We start from the raw sequence: 15,331 nt of genomic DNA on the forward strand, positions 1-15,331 counted from the left end.
TTGTGTCTGCGCCGCGTTGTTTCAACTGTTTGCAAGACCGGGTGACACGGTTCGCACCAGCGAGCCCGCGACGGGCTGCACGTCGTTCAGTTGCCCGCTGCTGGCCACTGCCCGCCGCTGCAGCGGACGTGGTCGGCCAGATCGAGGCGCCGATCGACCTCGCGATAGCCCGTGCTGCGCAGCAGGTCCTGCACCGCCACACCCTGATCGTGGCCATGCTCGAGCAGCAGCCAGCCACCGGCGACGAGGTGCTGCGGCGCCTGCCTGACGAGGCTGCGGATGTCGTCCAGGCCGTCGGCACCGGACACCAGCGCCTGGCGCGGCTCGTGTCGCAGCGCCGGCATGTGCGGGTCGTCCTCGGCGATGTAGGGCGGGTTGCTCAGGATCAGGTCGAAGCGCTGGCCGGCCAGGTTCTCGAACCAGTTGCCGGGCTGCCAGTCGACGTCGAGGTTCAGCCGCGCGCCGTTGGCCCTTGCCACCGCCAGCGCCGCCGCGCTGAAGTCGACCGCGCTGACCTGCGCCGACGGGCAGCGGTGCTTGATCGCCAGCGCGATCGCGCCGCTGCCGGTGCCGAGGTCGAGCACGCGGGCCGGCCGGCCCAGCCGTGCGAGCAGCTCCAGGCCCCAGTCGACCAGCGTCTCGGTGTCGGGCCGCGGGTCGAGCACGTCGGACGTGATGTGCAGGGTCAGGCCGTGGAACTCGTGCCGGCCGGTCAGATACGCCACCGGCTCGCCGGCCAGTCGGCGCGCCAGCAGCTGTTGCCAGCGCGCCAGCTGGGCGGCGGGCAGCACCTGATCGTCGTTGGTGAGCAGGCCGGTGCGGCTGAGGCCGCAGACGTGGCCGAGCAGCAGCTGGGCGTCCAGCCGCGCCAGGCCGGCGTCGCGCGCCTGGGCCAGGGCCTGACCGATCGTCGGCGCGGGCGACGTCACGCCTGCGTCTCCAGCTCGGCCAGCTGCTCGGCCGCGTGCGCGGCCTGCAGCGCGCCGATCACCTCGTCGAGATCGCCCTCCAGCACCGCGCCGAGCTTGTAGAGCGTCAGGTTGATGCGGTGGTCGGTCAGGCGGCCTTGCGGGAAGTTGTAGGTGCGGATGCGGTCGCTGCGGTCGCCGCTGCCGATCAGGCTCTTGCGTGCCGCGGCGTCCTTGGCGGCCTGTTCCTGGCGCACGCGATCGCGCAGGCGCGCAGCCAGCACGGCCAGCGCGCGCGCCTTGTTGCGGTGCTGCGAGCGGTCGTCCTGGCACTCGGCCACCAGCCCGGTCGGCAGGTGGGTGACGCGCACCGCCGAGTCGGTCTTGTTGATGTGCTGGCCGCCGGCGCCGCTGGCGCGGTAGGTGTCGATGCGCAGCTCGGCCGGATTCAGCGACACCTCCTCGGCCTCGTCGGCCTCGGCCAGCACGGCCACCGTGCAGGCGCTGGTGTGGATGCGACCCTGCGCCTCGGTGGCCGGCACGCGTTGCACGCGGTGGCCGCCGGATTCGTACTTCAGCGCCTCGAACACCGCGTCGCCGATGATGTGCAGCACCACGTCCTTGTAGCCGCCGAGGTCGGACACGCTCTCGCTCATCAGCTCGGTCTTCCAGCCGCGCCGCTCGGCGTGGCGCAGGTACATGCGCGCCAGATCGGCGGCGAACAGCGCCGACTCCTCGCCGCCGGTGCCGGCGCGGATCTCGACGAAGGCGTTGCGGTCGTCGTCGGCGTCACGCGGCATCAGCGCGGTCAGCAGCTCGCTGTCGAGGCGGTCGAGATCGGCCTGCGCGGCGCCGATCTCAGCGCGCGCCAGCTCGGCCATCTCGGGCTCGTCGAGCAGTTCCTGCGCGCCCGCCAGATCCTGCTCGCGCTGCTCGTAACGCTGCCAGCGATCCACCAGCGCCGAGACCCGCGCGTGTTCGCGGTTCAGGCTGCGCAGCGTGCCGATCTGGCTGCAGACCTTGGGGTCGGCCAGCGCGGCGTCGATCTCGGCCAGACGCAAGGCCTGGCGGCTGAGCTGCTGGCGCAGGAAGGGGGTCATGTCGGATGCCGGAGGAGGTCGATCGAAGCTTCAGCGCACGCGGACGTGCCGAAGGGGCGGCCGGGCGGCGCATGGCCACCCTGTCTCGGCCAGCGGCGCTAGATCTCGCCGGCCGGCTCGGCCTTGCCGCGGCGGCTTTCGCCGCGCAGGAACAGCCGCGACACCACCTCGGCGGTGTGCGCGCGCTGCTGCGTGTCGGCGTTGTGCAGTTCGGCCAGCGCGCCGTGCAGCATCTTCTGCGTCAGGCCGCGTGACAGCGCCTCGAGCACCTCGTCGACGTCGGCGCCCCGCGCCAGCAGCTTGCGGGCGCGCGCCATCTCGGTGTTGCGCCAGACGTCGGCCTGGGCCTGCAGCGACTGGATCAGCGGCACGGTCGATCGCTGCGACAGCCAGTGCACGAAGTTCTGCACGCCCGACTCGATGATCGCCTCGGCCTGCGCCACCGCGGCTTGGCGCTTCTCGCCGGCGCTCTGCACCAGCGCGGACAGGTCGTCGACGGTGTAGAGGTAGACGTCGTCGAGCTGGCCGACCTCGGGCTCGATGTCGCGTGGCACGGCCAGGTCGACCATGAACATCGGCCGACGGCGGCGCGCCTTGATCGCGCGTTCGACCGCGCCCAGGCCGATCAGCGGCAGGGTGCTGGCGGTGCAGGAGATCACCGCGTCGAACTCGTGCAGCCGCGCCGGCAGGTCGGCCAGCCGCATGGCCTCGGCACCGAAGTGCGACGCGAGTTTTTCACCCCGTTCGAGCGTGCGGTTGGCGATCGTCACGTGCCTGGGCGCCTTGGCGACGAAGTGGGTCGCCACCAGTTCGATCATCTCGCCCGCGCCGACGAACAGCACGCGGATCTTGTGCAGGTCCTCGAACAGCTGGCCGGCCAGCCGCACCGAAGCGGCCGCCATGCTGATCGAGTGCGCGCCGATCTCGGTGGAGGTGCGCACCTCTTTCGCCACCGAGAACGAGCGCTGGAACAGCTGGTGCAGCGTCGTGCCCAGCGTGCCGGCGGTGTCGGCCTCGCGCACGGCCTGCTTCATCTGGCCGAGGATCTGCGGCTCGCCCAGCACCATCGAGTCGAGCCCGGAGGCGACCCGGAAGGCGTGGCGCGCCGCTTCCTGGCGCTCCATCACGTGGGTGTGGCGGCGCAGGTCGTCGGTGCTGACACCGCCGTGCGCGGCCAGCCAGTCGAGCGCGGGCACCACCAGCTGCGAGGTGCGCGCCGGGTCGGCGGCGATGTAGAGCTCGGTGCGGTTGCAGGTCGACAGGATCGCCGCCTCGGGCGCGGCGCGGTCGAGCCCGGCGCGCAGGCCCTGCAGCGCCGTCGGAATCTGTTCGAGCGTGAACGCAAATCGGCCCCGCAGATCGACGGGGGCCGTGTGGTGGTTCAGGCTGAGGGTGAACACGCTCATGACGCGATTGTAAGATTGCACGCTCCCGGGGTGGGCGCCAGGCCGGCGACCCTGTTGCCCCCGGCGACCGGTTCGGCGCCGCAGGCCCGCCGCAGACCGCACCGACAAACGACGACCGACTGCCGATCCGATGGGTTTTTTCGACGCGCTGGGCCACCTGTTCAACCTCTTCCTGCCTGCGCTCGGTGTGGCGGCGCTGGCGGCCCTGCTGGCCAAGGCCTTGTGGCGACGCGAGTTGAAGGGCGTGCCGTTGCAGCGCCTGGCCGCGCACGCCGCGGTTGCGGGCGTGGTGGCCACCTTGGCCGGCCTGATCGTGACGGGCCGCGACGGCCGCATCGGCAGCTATTTCGCGCTCGTGCTGGCCAATGCACTCGGCCTCTGGTGGGCCGCGTTCGGCCCCGGGCGACGCTGAATCGTCGCGCGGGCGCCGGCAGACGCTCAGGCGTCCAGCACCCAGTCGTCCACCTGCCTGAGCGCGCCGCTCGCCAGCAGCTCGGCCACCAGCTGCTCGCTCCAGTCCGGCAGGCTGCCGCGATCACGCGCGGTCTGCTGCGTGCTCGCCATCAACGGCGTGGCCTCGGCCCAGCGCAGCAGATCGGCGTGGCGCTGCCGGCCCACTTCCATCAGGTGGTACTTGACCAGCACCTTGGCGGCGTGGCGCGCATGCCGGGCCGGATCGGCGCGGAACGCCGCAAGCCGCTGACGTGCCCGCTGCAGCGCCGTCTTGACATCGCCGAACGCCGCGCCGTGCCCCGGTACCACGCGCCGCACCGGCAGACGCTCGATCAGGTCGAGCACCGCAGCCACGTCGTCGAAGGCCGACTCGCCCTCGAGCTCGGGGAAGACCACGCCGAAGCCGTTTTCCCACAGCGCGTCGGCCGACAGCAGCACGCCCTGTTCGGGCTCGAACAGCATCACCGAATGCGGATCATGGCCGGGCGCGGCGATCACCTGCCAGATCGCCGATCCCACGGTCAGTGCGGTGCCGGGTTGCAGCACGCCGTGCACCGCAAAGCGCTCGCAACGCTGACCCGTGGGCTGGTAGCTCAGCGCCGTCTCGTCCCAGGCCCGAGCGGCCTCGGCCTGACCGGGCGGCACCCGGACCGGCACCGCGTGGGCCTGCTGCAGGCGGGCGTTGCCGCCGCAGTGGTCCGAATGCAGGTGGGTGTTGACCAGCAGGCGCAACGTCTCGCCCTGTCGTGCGTGGTCGACCAGCGCCAGCGTCTGCGCGGCGTGCACGCAGTGGCCGCTGTCGACCAGCACCGCGCCTTCGCCCGGGGCGCCGTGCAGCAGGATGTTGTTGGACGACAGCCAGCCGCGCTCCAGCACGGTCAGGCCCTGCAGGGGTGCGTCGACCGGCATGCGGGGGGCGTCAGTCGCGCAGAACCGGCTCGCCACGCAGCGAGTGCGGATAGGCCAGCGTGATGCGGATGTCGATCATCCGACCGACCAGCCGCGCCGCGTTCGGGCCGCCGTCGAAGTTGACGATGCGGTTGCACTCGGTGCGGCCCATCAGCTCGTTCGGATCGCGCCGGCTCGGGCCTTCGACCAGGACGCGCTGCACCGTGCCGACGCGGCGCTCGCTGATGCGGCGCACGTTGTCCTCGATCGTCGCCTGCAACTGCTGCAGGCGCGCGAGCTTGACCTCGTACGACGTGTCGTCGTGCAGCGCGGCGGCCGGCGTGCCGGGGCGCGGGCTGAAGATGAAGCTGAACGACGCGTCGAAACCGATGTCGTCGATCAGCTTCATGGTGCGGGCATGGTCGTCGTCGGTCTCGCCGGGGAAACCGACGATGAAGTCGGTCGACAGGCTGATGTCGGGGCGGATCGCGCGCAGCTTGCGGATCGTGCTCTTGTATTCGAGCACCGTGTAGCCGCGTTTCATGCCCGACAGGATGCGATCCGAGCCGTGCTGCACCGGCAGGTGCAGGTGATTGACCAGCTTGGGCAGGCGGGCGTAGGCCTCGATCAGCGCCGGCGTGAACTCGTTCGGATGGCTGGTGGTGTAGCGGATGCGCTCGATGCCGGGGATCTCGTGCACGTATTCGAGCAGCGTGGCGAAGTCGGCGATGTCCGACGTGTCGCCCATCCGGCCGCGGTAGGCGTTGACGTTCTGGCCCAGCAGCGTCACTTCCTTGACGCCCTGGTCGGCCAGTCCGGCGACCTCGGTCAGCACCTCGTCGAACGGCCGGCTGAACTCCTCGCCGCGCGTGTAGGGCACGACGCAGTACGAGCAGTACTTGCTGCAGCCTTCCATGATCGACACGAACGCCGCCGCACCGTCGACCTTGGCGGGTGGCAGGTGGTCGAACTTCTCGATCTCGGGGAAGCTGATGTCGACCTGTGGACGGCCTTGACGGGCGCGCTGCGCCAGCATCTGCGGCAGGCGATGCAGCGTCTGCGGGCCGAACACCACGTCGACATACGGTGCGCGCTCGATGATCGCCGCGCCTTCCTGGCTGGCCACGCAGCCGCCCACGCCGATCAGCACGCCGCGGGCCTTGAGGTGCTTGACGCGGCCGAGGTCGCTGAAGACCTTTTCCTGCGCCTTCTCGCGCACCGAGCAGGTGTTGAACAGGATCAGGTCGGCCTGCTCCGGGTCGTCGGTGGGCGTGTAGCCCTCGGCGGCGGCCATGACGTCGGACATCTTGTCCGAGTCGTATTCGTTCATCTGGCAGCCGAAGGTGCGGATGTAGACCTTCTTGCCGGATGCGGCGGGCGCCGTGTCGTCGACCACGGACGTGGCGGTAGTCGGGGTGGAAGTGAGGGTGGGGGTGTGCATGGAAAGCGCCTCGGACATGGTGTAGAGCCAGCGGCTGCGCAGGGCAGGGATCAGAACGGACGATACAAAGAAAAACGGCCCGAGGTGGAGACCTCGGGCCGGCTTCATGTTGTTGTTTGGTGGCGCTTCAGGGATTCGAACCCCGGACCTGCGGATTATGATTCCGTCGCTCTAACCGGCTGAGCTAAAGCGCCAACAGCCCGCTAGTATATACAAAAATTTCCTCCGCGCCAGTGCCCATTGCGAAATCGATGAAATCTTGATGCCGGCGGGCGTCAGGCCTGGCTGGCTACCATCCGCACAGACTGGCGAAAGTCCGCTGTGGCCACCCTTCGGGATGCCGCATCGGCACGCGGCTTGCGTCGCCGACTGTCCTCCGAATCAACTCGAACCACCACACACCATGAGTCAACTGCACGCTGTTCCCGGCCGCACCAAGAAACTGCCTCCCTTGCGCGTGGGCGTCGGCGGGCCGGTCGGTTCGGGCAAGACCACCCTGGTCGAGATGCTCTGCAAGACGATGCGCGAGCGCTGGGATCTGGTGGTCGTCACCAACGACATCTACACCAAGGAAGACCAGCGCCTGCTGACGGTGGCCGGTGCGCTCGAGCCCGAACGCATCATCGGCGTCGAAACCGGCGGCTGCCCGCACACCGCGATCCGCGAGGACGCGTCGATCAACCTCGAGGCGGTGGACCGCATGCTTGAGAAATTCCCGAACGCCGACATCGTCTTCATCGAGTCGGGCGGCGACAACCTGGCGGCGACCTTCAGCCCCGAGCTGAGCGACCTGACGATCTACGTGATCGATGTTGCCGCCGGCGAGAAGATCCCGCGCAAGGGCGGGCCTGGCATCACCAAGAGCGACCTGTTCGTCATCAACAAGACCGACCTCGCGCCGCACGTGGGCGCGGACCTGTCGGTGATGGAGGCCGACACGAGGCGCATGCGGCCGAACCGCCCGTTCGTGATGAGCAATCTCAAGACCCGTCAGGGCCTCGACGAGGTGATCCGATTCATCGAGACCAAGGGCCTGCTGGTCGGTTGATCGGCCTCAGCCGTGCGCCGGCGCGGTCGACCCGAGCTTGCCGTCGGCCGTCTGGCAGGCCGCGTCGAAGACCTCGCGGGCGCAGTCGTGGCAGCAGCCGCAGCACGATGCCGCGCTGGTCTGATCCTTGAGCACCTCGAAATCGCGAACGCCGTGCACCTGCACGGCATGACGGATGTCGCGGTCGCTGACGCGGTTGCAGAGGCAGACGATCATGGTCGGTGGCGTTCGGAAGTGGGTTTGAACAAGCGCAGCGTCAGCTTAATCTAAACAAGAATCTTTCTCAATTGCCGGGCAAAAAATGGGGGCATGCCGCCCCCGTTCGTGTGCTGCCCGGCTCGGCAGCGTGTCAGCTGGCCGAACCCACCTGCGACTGCAGCCAGTTCTGCTCTCCGAGCTGAGCCACCAGCTCGATCTGGGTTTCCAGGTGATCGATGTGATCCTCGGTGTCGTCGAGGATCTCGACCAGGATCTCGCGCGAGACGAAATCGCGCACGCTCTCGCAGTGGGCGATGGCGTCTTTCAGCAGCGGGTGCGAGGCCATCTCGATCTTCAGGTCGCAGTGCAGCGTCTCGACCGCGTTCTCGCCGATGTAGAGCTTGCCCAGGTCCTGCAGATTGGGCAGGCCTTCGAGCATCAGCACCCGCTCGATCAGCTTGTCGGCGTGTTTCATCTCCTCGATCGACTCTTCGTACTCGTGCTTGGCGAGCTTCTCCAGGCCCCAGTTCTTCAGCATGCGGGCGTGCAGGAAGTACTGGTTGATCGCGGTGAGTTCGTTCTTGAGCTGTGCGTTGAGGAATTCGATGACCTTGGCGTCGCCTTGCATGGCGCACTCCTTCGCGGGTTGAGAAGAGGGCTTCCGAGAAGCAGCAACCGCACCGAGACAGCGTGTCTCAGTGGAGCTGCGGCAGGTTGCGCAGCGCCTTGACGGCGCCTTCGCCCACGGCGGCACCGAATCGCTTGGCCAGCCGTTCGGCCACGTTCTCGTGCGGCGTGTAGTCGATCACTTCCTCGGCCTTGACGATCTCGCGGGCCACGAACTCGAGGTTGCCGAAACCGTCCGCCAGGCCCTGCCGGACCGCTTCCTCGCCGCTCCAGAACAGCCCGGAGAAGGTTTCGGGGGTCTCTTTCAACCGTTCGCCGCGGCCATCCTTGACGACCTTGATGAACTGCTGGTGGATCTGGTCGAGCATGGACTGGGCGAAGGCGCGCTGCGATTCGGACAGCGGCGAGAACGGATCGAGCATGCCCTTGTTGCTGCCGGCGGTGATCATGCGGCGTTCGACGCCGAGCTTTTCCATCAGGCTGGTGAAACCGAAACCGTCCATCAGCACGCCGATCGAGCCGACGATCGACGCCTTGTCGACATAGATCGAGTCGGCCGCCACCGCCACGTAATAGGCCCCCGAGGCGCAGCTCTCCTCGACCACGGCGTAGACCTCCTTGTCGTGCTTGGCCTTCAGGCGCAGGATTTCGTCGTGGATGATGCCGGCCTGCACCGGGCTGCCGCCCGGCGAGTTGATGCGGATCACCACCGCCTGCGCGCCGCTGTCCTCGAAGGCGCTGCGCAGGCCCGACAGCAGCACGTCGGCGCTGGCTTCGGTGTCGACGGCGATCTCGCCGCGCAGTTCGACCAGGGCGGTGTGCGGGCCGTTGGGCGCGCTGGCGTGGTTGTTCTGCGTCAGCAGGCCCCAGGCCACCAGGGCGAACAGCAGCAGCCAGCCCAGGCGCAGCGTCAGGCTCCAGCGCCTGGCGTTGCGGCGCTCGCGGATGTACTCGTGGGCAAACTGCTCGAGCACGGTGTCGGTGGCGCTGCGTGCGCTCGGGGCCGCAGGGGCCACGCTCGGCGCGGCAGGGCGGGACGCCTCGGGCACCGGTGTGGCGGGCGAGGTCGGGGTGTCGTCTTCGGAGCTCATGTCGGGAGGGTGAGGGTGGCGCAGACGGGAGATCGCACTTCAGTCGCTGGGTTCAGTCGCAGAAGGCCGGCGCCAAGTCTTCGCGAGGATACCAATACACCCTGCCGTCACGCTCTTGCACCTGCAGCGGCTTGAGCGAGCGTCCGGCACACGGCCCGGCCACGCAGTAGCCGGTGCGCGGGTCGTAGGTGGCGCCGTGGATCGAGCAGATGATCCATTCGCGCGGGCCGTCGAGAAACTCGCCTTCTTTCCAGTCCAGCTCGGTGGGCACGTGGGCGCAGCGGTTCAGGTAGCCGACCACCCGACCCTCGAAACGCAGCACGAAACCGCGCACCGGCTTGCCGTATTCGAGCAGGTCGAAGACATGGGCCTTGCCGCTTTCGGCCAGGGCGTCGGAGGGGCAGAGATCCTGTGCGGGCGGGACGGGGCTCATGGTCGTCGGTGTGCGTGGGCGATCGGGGTGGCGCAGCGCATCAGCCGTGCTGCAGCAGCCAGCTGCGCAGTTCGGCCACGCTGTGGGCGACGTGGCGCGGCGCGTGTTCGTGCAGCTGCTCGATCTCGTGTGCGCCGTAGGAGACCGCGACGCTGGCGGCGCCGGCATTGCTGGCGAGCTGCAGGTCGTGGGTGGTGTCGCCGATCATCAGCGTCCGCTCGGGTTCAACCCCCAGCTCGGCCATCAGCTCCTGCAGCATCTGGGGATGCGGCTTGGAGCGGGTTTCGTCGGCGGTGCGGGTGGCGTCGAAGTAGCGGTTCAGGGCGGAAATCTGCAGCGCCTCGTCGAGCCCGCGGCGGCTCTTGCCGGTGGCCACCGCGAGGCTGTGCTGGCGCTCGCGCAGCGCCTCCAGCAGCTCGGGCACGCCGTCGAACAGCGTGATGGCGTGCTGGTCCTTGAAGTAGTGGTGGCGGTAGCGCTGCACCAGTTCGGGATAGCGTTCCTCGGCGAGCCCCGGCACGGCGTGCTGCAGCGCTTCCTGCAGGCCCAGGCCGATCACGTAGGCGGCGTCCTGATCCGACGGTGTGGCCACGCCCAGATCCCGGCTGGCGGCCTGGATGCTGCGCACGATCAGTGCGGTGGAGTCGAAGAGGGTGCCGTCCCAATCGAACACGATCAGGTCGTACTGGCGTCGGCGCATGGCGGTGGTGGGTTGGGGTTCAGAACGAGTCCAACAGTGTCGCGCACTCGGCGGGCAGCGCCGCCTCGAGCTCGATCCGTTCCCCGCTGGCCGGATGGTCAAACGCCAGCCGGCGCGCGTGCAGGAACATGCGCTCGAAGCGGCAGCCCGCCACCGCCTCGCCGCGCGCCATCGCCTTGTTGAGCGCGAAGTCGCCGTACTTGTCGTCGCCGACGATCGGGTGGCCGGCCTGCTGCAGGTGCACGCGGATCTGGTGCGTGCGCCCGGTCTTGATGGTGACGTCGAGCAGGGTGTAGCCGTCGAAGCGTTTCAGCACCTGCACCAGCGAGATCGAGCGCCGGCCGTCGGGGTGGTCGGCCGCCACCGCGCGCACGCGGCGTTCGCCGCCGGCGTCGGTGTACTTGTGCAGCGCCACGTCGATCACCTTCTTGTTCTCCGGCCAGTCGCCGATGACCAGGGCTGCGTAGGTCTTGCCGGTGTCGCGCTGGCGGAACTGATCCTGCAGCGCCGTCAGCGCGCTGCGTTTCTTGGCCACCAGCAAGATGCCGGAGGTCTCCTTGTCGAGCCGGTGCACCAGTTCCAGAAAACGCGCCTGCGGCCGCGCGCGCCGCAGTTGCTCGATCACGCCGAAGCTCACGCCCGAGCCGCCGTGCACCGCCACGCCGGCCGGCTTGGCGATCGCCAGCAGGTGCTCGTCTTCGAGCAGGATCGGGAACTCGCGCGGCGGCACGGTCGATTCGGCCGGATCGGGCCGTTCGGACAGACGCAGCGGCGGCACCCGCACGTCGTCGCCGATCGCCAGCCGGGTGTCTGCGCCGGCGCGGCCCTTGTTGACCCGCACTTCGCCGCTGCGGATGATCCGGTAGACCAGCGTCTTGGGCGCGCCCTTGAGTTCGCGCATCAGGAAATTGTCGAGCCGCTGCCCGGCGCCGGCCTCGTCGACCTGGAAATGGCGCACCTGGGGCGAGGCGGTGGCGACCACCGACACAGGCGTTGACGCCGGCACTTTGTCGGCTGTTTTTCTGCCGCCGGCCGGCCTGGCCTTTACCCCTATAATCCTTTGCACCACGTTCGCGCTGTAAGTGTTTGATTTGTCTGAGTTTAACGGCGGTGTATCACCGCCGTGCCGAAGTGGCCGCCGGGCAAGCCCTAAGGGCTTCGAGGTGAGCCGAGCAGATGAATCGAGCGCCTGCAGTTTCTGACGCGGTGCCGGCCCCGATGGCGTGCACACGGTGCATGTCGTTTCGGCCGGCTTACGCTGATGCAGTGCGACGCGTCTGGCATGGTGCCGGCTCCCAAGGTGAGTTGGCGGATGCGAGTGCGGCGCGCCAGAGACTTCGCAGTCTGAACCCCACGTCAAGGTTTTCAAGACTGCAGCATCCGTCCGACAGGGGCGCCCGGCAGATTGCCGCGCCCCTGTTTTGATGGTGCTGCAGTTTGTGTTGCGACAACAGACGCCATCCCATGGCCGAACCCTTCCATCCCCGTCCCTCGCCGACCGGACGCGCCTTGCGCGCCGGGTCGAGCTGCGCGCTCGCTGCGCGTGGTGGAGGCGTGGGGGCCGTGCCCTGCCTGTCCGATGGACGGCATCACGGCGAGCCGGATTGGGCCGAATCGGGGTCTGTCTTGTCTGCACGCGCGCCAACGCTGCGCTGCTGAGGCTTCCCCGCCTCGCACAGGCCCTCTCGTGGGGCCGCCACGCGCAGTCCAGGGCGATTCCTTCTCGGGCGGGCTGCGCTGTTCTCAGGCATCAAACAGGGGTTGTTCGCGGGTTCCGGCCTGCGAGCGACTGTTTGCATGACTCTGCTGCCGCGATGCGGAGCAGGTACGAGGAGAACGCATGAAACGCATGCTGATCAATGCCACGCAGCCCGAAGAGCGGCGCCTGGCGATCGTCGATGGCCAGAAACTGCTCGATTTCGAGACCGAGATCGAGGGCCGCGAACAGCGCAAGGGCAACATCTACAAGGCCGTCGTCACCCGCGTCGAGCCTTCGCTGGAGGCCTGTTTCGTCGATTACGGCGAAGACCGCCACGGTTTCCTGCCGTTCAAGGAAATCTCGCGCAGCTATTTCAAGGAAGGCGTCAGCGTCCGCGACGCCAAGATTTCCGACGTCATTTCCAACGGCCAGGAACTGCTGGTCCAGGTCGAAAAAGAAGAGCGCGGCAACAAGGGCGCGGCGCTGACCACCTTCGTGTCGCTGGCCGGCCGCTACCTGGTGCTGATGCCCAACAACCCGCGCGGCGGCGGCGTCAGCCGGCGCATCGAGGGCGAGCAGCGCGAAGAGCTCAAGGAAAACCTCGAGCAGCTCGACTACCCCAAGGGCATGAGCCTGATCGCGCGCACCGCCGGCATCGGCCGCAGTGCCGAAGAGCTGCAGTGGGACCTGAACTACATGCTCAAGCTCTGGACCGCGATCGACGACGCGTCCAAGGGTGGCCGCGGTGCGTTCCTGATCTACCAGGAGTCGTCGCTGGTGATCCGTGCGATCCGCGACTACTTCAGCGCCGACATCGGCGAGATCCTGATCGACACCGACGACATCTTCGAGCAGGCGCGTCAGTTCATGCTGCACGTGATGCCCGACACGGCCAACCGCGTGAAGCGGTATCGCGACGATGCGCCGCTGTTCAGCCGCTTCCAGATCGAGCACCAGATCGAGACCGCGTTCTCGCGCACGGTGCACCTGCCGTCGGGCGGCGCGATCGTGATCGACCACACCGAGGCGCTGGTCGCCGTCGACGTCAACTCGGCGCGCGCCACCCGCGGCGGTGACATCGAGGAAACCGCCACCCGCACCAACCTCGAAGCCGCCGACGAGATCGCGCGCCAGTGCCGCCTGCGTGACCTGGGCGGCCTGATCGTGGTCGACTTCATCGACATGGAGGAGAGCAAGAACCGCCGCGAGGTCGAGACCCGGCTGCGCGACGCGCTGCGCACCGACCGTGCCCGCGTGCAGTTCAGCTCGATCAGCAAGTTCGGCCTGCTCGAACTCAGCCGCCAGCGCCTGCGCCCGGCGCTCAGCGAAGGCAACCACATCACCTGCCCGCGCTGCAACGGCACCGGCCACATCCGCGACACCGAATCTTCCGCGCTGCAGATCCTGCGCATCATCCAGGAAGAGTCGATGAAGGAAGGCACGGCGGCGGTCCACGTGCAGGTGCCGGTCGAGGTGACCAGCTTCCTGCTCAACGAGAAGCGCACCGAGATCACCAAGATCGAGTTGAAGCAGCGCACCACCGTGCTGCTGGTGCCCAACAAGCACCTCGAGACGCCCAACTACAAGCTCGAACGCCTGCGCCACGACGATCCGCGGCTGGAGAACATCCAGGCCAGCTACACGATGATCGAGGAGCCGGAAGACGAAGTCGGCATCACCCGTCGCGAGAAGCTCAAGGCCAAGCAGGAGCCGCTGATCAAGGGCGTGCTGCCCGATCAGCCCGCGCCGGTGGCCGCGCCCAAGCCCGAGCCGGCGCCCGCGCCCGCACCGGTGGCCGTGGCTCGGCCCGCACCCGTTGCCGCGCCGGTCGCTGCCCCGGCCGCGCCGGCCGAAGGGGGTTTCTTCGGCTGGATCAAGAAGCTGTTCGGCGGTGGCGCGGCTGCGCCGGTCGTGGTCGCTCCCGAGCCCGTCGCGCCCCCGGTCGTCGCCAAGGAGACCACCGGTTCGCGCGGTGAGCGCACCGAAAAGGGCGAGCGTGGCGATCGCCGCGGTGGCCGTCGTGACGGCGCCGAGCGGGGTGGCGAGCGCAACGGCAGCGGGGCCGAGCGTGGCGAGCGCGGTGGCCGTCGCGGTGAACGCAATGGCGAGCGTGGCGCTGAACGCGGTGCCGAGCGCCAGGAAGCGCGCGCCGAGGCGATCAAGCCCGAAGCGCGTGAGGGCCGCGAGAACCGCGAACCGCGCGAACCGCGCGAAGCCCGTGAGCCGCGCGAAGCCGGCGGCGAGCGTCGCCCGCGTGGCGAGTCGCGGGGTGAATCTCGTGGCGAATCACGCGGCAATGGCGAGCGCCGCGAGCGCAACGTCGAGGTCGTCGCGGGCGAGGGTGATGCCCCCGCCACGCAGCGCCCGCCGCGTGGTGAACGTCGTCCCGCTCCGGCGCCCGTCGCCGCTGTGGCCGAGGTCGACACCAGCAACCTGGCCGAAGCGGCCAACAGCGGTTTCGAGGAAACCCAGCCCGGTTCGACCGACGGCAGCGACGCGGCCAACGCCGAGCGCGACGGCCGCCGTCGCCGCCGTGGTGGTCGAGGTGGCCGCCGTGACCGCGAAGAGCAGCGTCCGGAAGGCGCCGAAGGCCTGAGCACCGACGCCGTGGCACAGCCCGTCGCGGCTGCGGCTGATGCGCCGGTCGCCGTCGAAGGTGCTGTCGGCGTGTCGACCCAGGACGAAAGCGCCGCCGCACCGGTCGACGCCGAGTCGGCCGAGGCCCAGCGCGACGGCCGCCGCCGTCGCCGCGGCCGTGGTCGTGGCCGTGACGGTGTCGAGGGTGCTGACGCAACCGAAGCCGCCGAAGGCGCTGAAGTGGTCAGCGGCGTCACCGCCGCCGAGTTCAGCGAGGAGTTGCCTGCGCAAGCCGCGGTCGCTGCGCAAGCCGTGGTCGCCGAGCCGGTCGTTCAGATGGCGGTTCAGCCCGTGGCCGAGCCTGTTGCCGAGGTGCCCCCCGTGGCTGCTCCGGTGATCGCTGCGCCGGTCGTGCAACCGCCGGCGGCCGTGGTGATCGAGGCCCAGCCCGTGCCGGCGGCTTCGTTCGAGCCCGCGCCGACGGTGGTCGTCAAGCCCTATGCGCTGCCGCTCGACACGCTGGCCGAGATCGCACGCGGTGCCGGCCTGGAGTGGGTCAACAGCAACGCCGACAAGGTGCGCCAGGTTCAGGAGGCGATCGCCAACGAACCCAAGCCGGTGCGTGTGCCGCGCGAGATCAAGCCGGTGGTGCTGGTCGACGACGGCCCGCTGGTGCTGGTCGAGACCCGCCGCAACCTCGGCCAGGTGCAGCTGCCGTTCGAGACCGGTTCGACGCACTGATCGTCGCGTCTGCCGCGGTTC

The 15,331-nt window shown here is 69.0% G+C and carries 14 protein-coding genes and 1 tRNA gene; 3 read left to right on the forward strand and 12 right to left on the reverse strand.

Features of this window, described 5'->3' with window-relative positions; genetic code table 11:
• Nucleotides 1–86: 86 nt before the first annotated feature.
• From prmC to hemA, 3 genes are all read right to left on the reverse strand, one after another.
• Nucleotides 87–929: a peptide chain release factor N(5)-glutamine methyltransferase gene (prmC, locus tag LCHO_RS02910; protein WP_012345616.1), complete on the reverse strand. Its 843-nt coding sequence runs from the start codon at nucleotides 927–929 to the stop codon at nucleotides 87–89.
• On the reverse strand, nucleotides 926–2,008 hold the full coding sequence (prfA, locus tag LCHO_RS02915; RefSeq protein WP_012345617.1) for a peptide chain release factor 1: 1,083 nt from the start codon (nucleotides 2,006–2,008) through the stop codon (nucleotides 926–928). The genes prmC and prfA overlap by 4 nt, the downstream gene beginning before the upstream one ends.
• Nucleotides 2,009–2,106: 98 nt before the next feature.
• Nucleotides 2,107–3,414, reverse strand: coding sequence for a glutamyl-tRNA reductase (gene hemA, locus LCHO_RS02920; RefSeq protein WP_012345618.1), 1,308 nt, complete (start codon nucleotides 3,412–3,414; stop codon nucleotides 2,107–2,109).
• 130 nt (nucleotides 3,415–3,544) lie between these two features.
• Here hemA and LCHO_RS02925 point away from each other — a divergent pair, with 130 nt between their 5' ends.
• Nucleotides 3,545–3,826, forward strand: coding sequence for a hypothetical protein (locus LCHO_RS02925; protein ID WP_012345619.1), 282 nt, complete (start codon nucleotides 3,545–3,547; stop codon nucleotides 3,824–3,826).
• Between the two features lie 26 nt (nucleotides 3,827–3,852).
• On the opposite strand, the gene LCHO_RS02930 is transcribed toward LCHO_RS02925, so the two are convergent.
• The 3 genes from LCHO_RS02930 to LCHO_RS02940 form a co-directional block, all read right to left on the reverse strand.
• A complete protein-coding gene (locus LCHO_RS02930) occupies nucleotides 3,853–4,776 on the reverse strand; it encodes an MBL fold metallo-hydrolase (protein ID WP_012345620.1) in 924 nt (307 codons plus the stop codon).
• Between the two features lie 10 nt (nucleotides 4,777–4,786).
• Nucleotides 4,787–6,196, reverse strand: coding sequence for a tRNA (N6-isopentenyl adenosine(37)-C2)-methylthiotransferase MiaB (miaB, locus tag LCHO_RS02935; protein ID WP_012345621.1), 1,410 nt, complete (start codon nucleotides 6,194–6,196; stop codon nucleotides 4,787–4,789).
• A gap of 117 nt (nucleotides 6,197–6,313) precedes the next feature.
• Nucleotides 6,314–6,390, reverse strand: a tRNA-Met gene (locus LCHO_RS02940).
• Between the two features lie 209 nt (nucleotides 6,391–6,599).
• Between LCHO_RS02940 and ureG the strand changes: the two genes are divergently transcribed.
• Entirely contained in the window at nucleotides 6,600–7,244 is a 645-nt protein-coding gene (ureG, locus tag LCHO_RS02945) for an urease accessory protein UreG (RefSeq protein WP_012345622.1), read from the forward strand.
• Nucleotides 7,245–7,250: 6 nt separating this feature from the next.
• On the opposite strand, the gene LCHO_RS02950 is transcribed toward ureG, so the two are convergent.
• The 6 genes from LCHO_RS02950 to LCHO_RS02975 all read right to left on the reverse strand — a co-directional run bounded on the left by LCHO_RS02950 (nucleotide 7,251) and on the right by LCHO_RS02975 (nucleotide 11,281).
• Nucleotides 7,251–7,460: a (2Fe-2S)-binding protein gene (locus LCHO_RS02950; protein WP_012345623.1), complete on the reverse strand. Its 210-nt coding sequence runs from the start codon at nucleotides 7,458–7,460 to the stop codon at nucleotides 7,251–7,253.
• Between the two features lie 133 nt (nucleotides 7,461–7,593).
• Entirely contained in the window at nucleotides 7,594–8,070 is a 477-nt protein-coding gene (bfr, locus tag LCHO_RS02955; protein ID WP_012345624.1) for a bacterioferritin, read from the reverse strand.
• Between the two features lie 67 nt (nucleotides 8,071–8,137).
• A complete protein-coding gene (locus tag LCHO_RS02960) occupies nucleotides 8,138–9,160 on the reverse strand; it encodes a S49 family peptidase (RefSeq protein WP_012345625.1) in 1,023 nt (340 codons plus the stop codon).
• 52 nt (nucleotides 9,161–9,212) lie between these two features.
• Complete coding sequence (locus tag LCHO_RS02965; RefSeq protein WP_012345626.1) at nucleotides 9,213–9,593, reverse strand: Rieske (2Fe-2S) protein; 381 nt, start codon at nucleotides 9,591–9,593, stop codon at nucleotides 9,213–9,215.
• Nucleotides 9,594–9,633: 40 nt separating this feature from the next.
• Nucleotides 9,634–10,293 carry an HAD family hydrolase gene (locus LCHO_RS02970; RefSeq protein ID WP_012345627.1) on the reverse strand — a complete coding sequence of 220 codons (660 nt, stop codon included), beginning with the start codon at nucleotides 10,291–10,293 and terminating at the stop codon, nucleotides 9,634–9,636.
• Nucleotides 10,294–10,312: 19 nt separating this feature from the next.
• Nucleotides 10,313–11,281 (reverse strand): RluA family pseudouridine synthase, encoded by a 969-nt coding sequence (locus tag LCHO_RS02975; protein ID WP_012345628.1) that lies wholly within the window; start codon nucleotides 11,279–11,281, stop codon nucleotides 10,313–10,315.
• A gap of 852 nt (nucleotides 11,282–12,133) precedes the next feature.
• Between LCHO_RS02975 and LCHO_RS02980 the strand changes: the two genes are divergently transcribed.
• Complete coding sequence (locus tag LCHO_RS02980; protein WP_012345629.1) at nucleotides 12,134–15,310, forward strand: Rne/Rng family ribonuclease; 3,177 nt, start codon at nucleotides 12,134–12,136, stop codon at nucleotides 15,308–15,310.
• Nucleotides 15,311–15,331: the final 21 nt, after the last annotated feature.

The sequence above is a fragment of the Leptothrix cholodnii SP-6 genome (assembly GCF_000019785.1).
Taxonomy (GTDB): Bacteria; Pseudomonadota; Gammaproteobacteria; order Burkholderiales; family Burkholderiaceae_C; genus Sphaerotilus; species Sphaerotilus cholodnii.

What these genes read in the sequence shown, in the direction of transcription:
- prfA (WP_012345617.1), bottom strand. Translation starts at nt 2,008, where the DNA reads ATGACCCCCTTCCTGCGCCAGCAGCTCAGCCGCCAGGCCTTGCGTCTG.
- hemA (WP_012345618.1), bottom strand. Translation starts at nt 3,414, where the DNA reads ATGAGCGTGTTCACCCTCAGCCTGAACCACCACACGGCCCCCGTCGAT.
- LCHO_RS02925 (WP_012345619.1), top strand. Translation starts at nt 3,545, where the DNA reads ATGGGTTTTTTCGACGCGCTGGGCCACCTGTTCAACCTCTTCCTGCCT.
- LCHO_RS02930 (WP_012345620.1), bottom strand. Translation starts at nt 4,776, where the DNA reads ATGCCGGTCGACGCACCCCTGCAGGGCCTGACCGTGCTGGAGCGCGGC.
- miaB (WP_012345621.1), bottom strand. Translation starts at nt 6,196, where the DNA reads ATGCACACCCCCACCCTCACTTCCACCCCGACTACCGCCACGTCCGTG.
- ureG (WP_012345622.1), top strand. Translation starts at nt 6,600, where the DNA reads ATGAGTCAACTGCACGCTGTTCCCGGCCGCACCAAGAAACTGCCTCCC.
- LCHO_RS02950 (WP_012345623.1), bottom strand. Translation starts at nt 7,460, where the DNA reads ATGATCGTCTGCCTCTGCAACCGCGTCAGCGACCGCGACATCCGTCAT.
- bfr (WP_012345624.1), bottom strand. Translation starts at nt 8,070, where the DNA reads ATGCAAGGCGACGCCAAGGTCATCGAATTCCTCAACGCACAGCTCAAG.
- LCHO_RS02960 (WP_012345625.1), bottom strand. Translation starts at nt 9,160, where the DNA reads ATGAGCTCCGAAGACGACACCCCGACCTCGCCCGCCACACCGGTGCCC.
- LCHO_RS02965 (WP_012345626.1), bottom strand. Translation starts at nt 9,593, where the DNA reads ATGAGCCCCGTCCCGCCCGCACAGGATCTCTGCCCCTCCGACGCCCTG.
- LCHO_RS02970 (WP_012345627.1), bottom strand. Translation starts at nt 10,293, where the DNA reads ATGCGCCGACGCCAGTACGACCTGATCGTGTTCGATTGGGACGGCACC.
- LCHO_RS02980 (WP_012345629.1), top strand. Translation starts at nt 12,134, where the DNA reads ATGAAACGCATGCTGATCAATGCCACGCAGCCCGAAGAGCGGCGCCTG.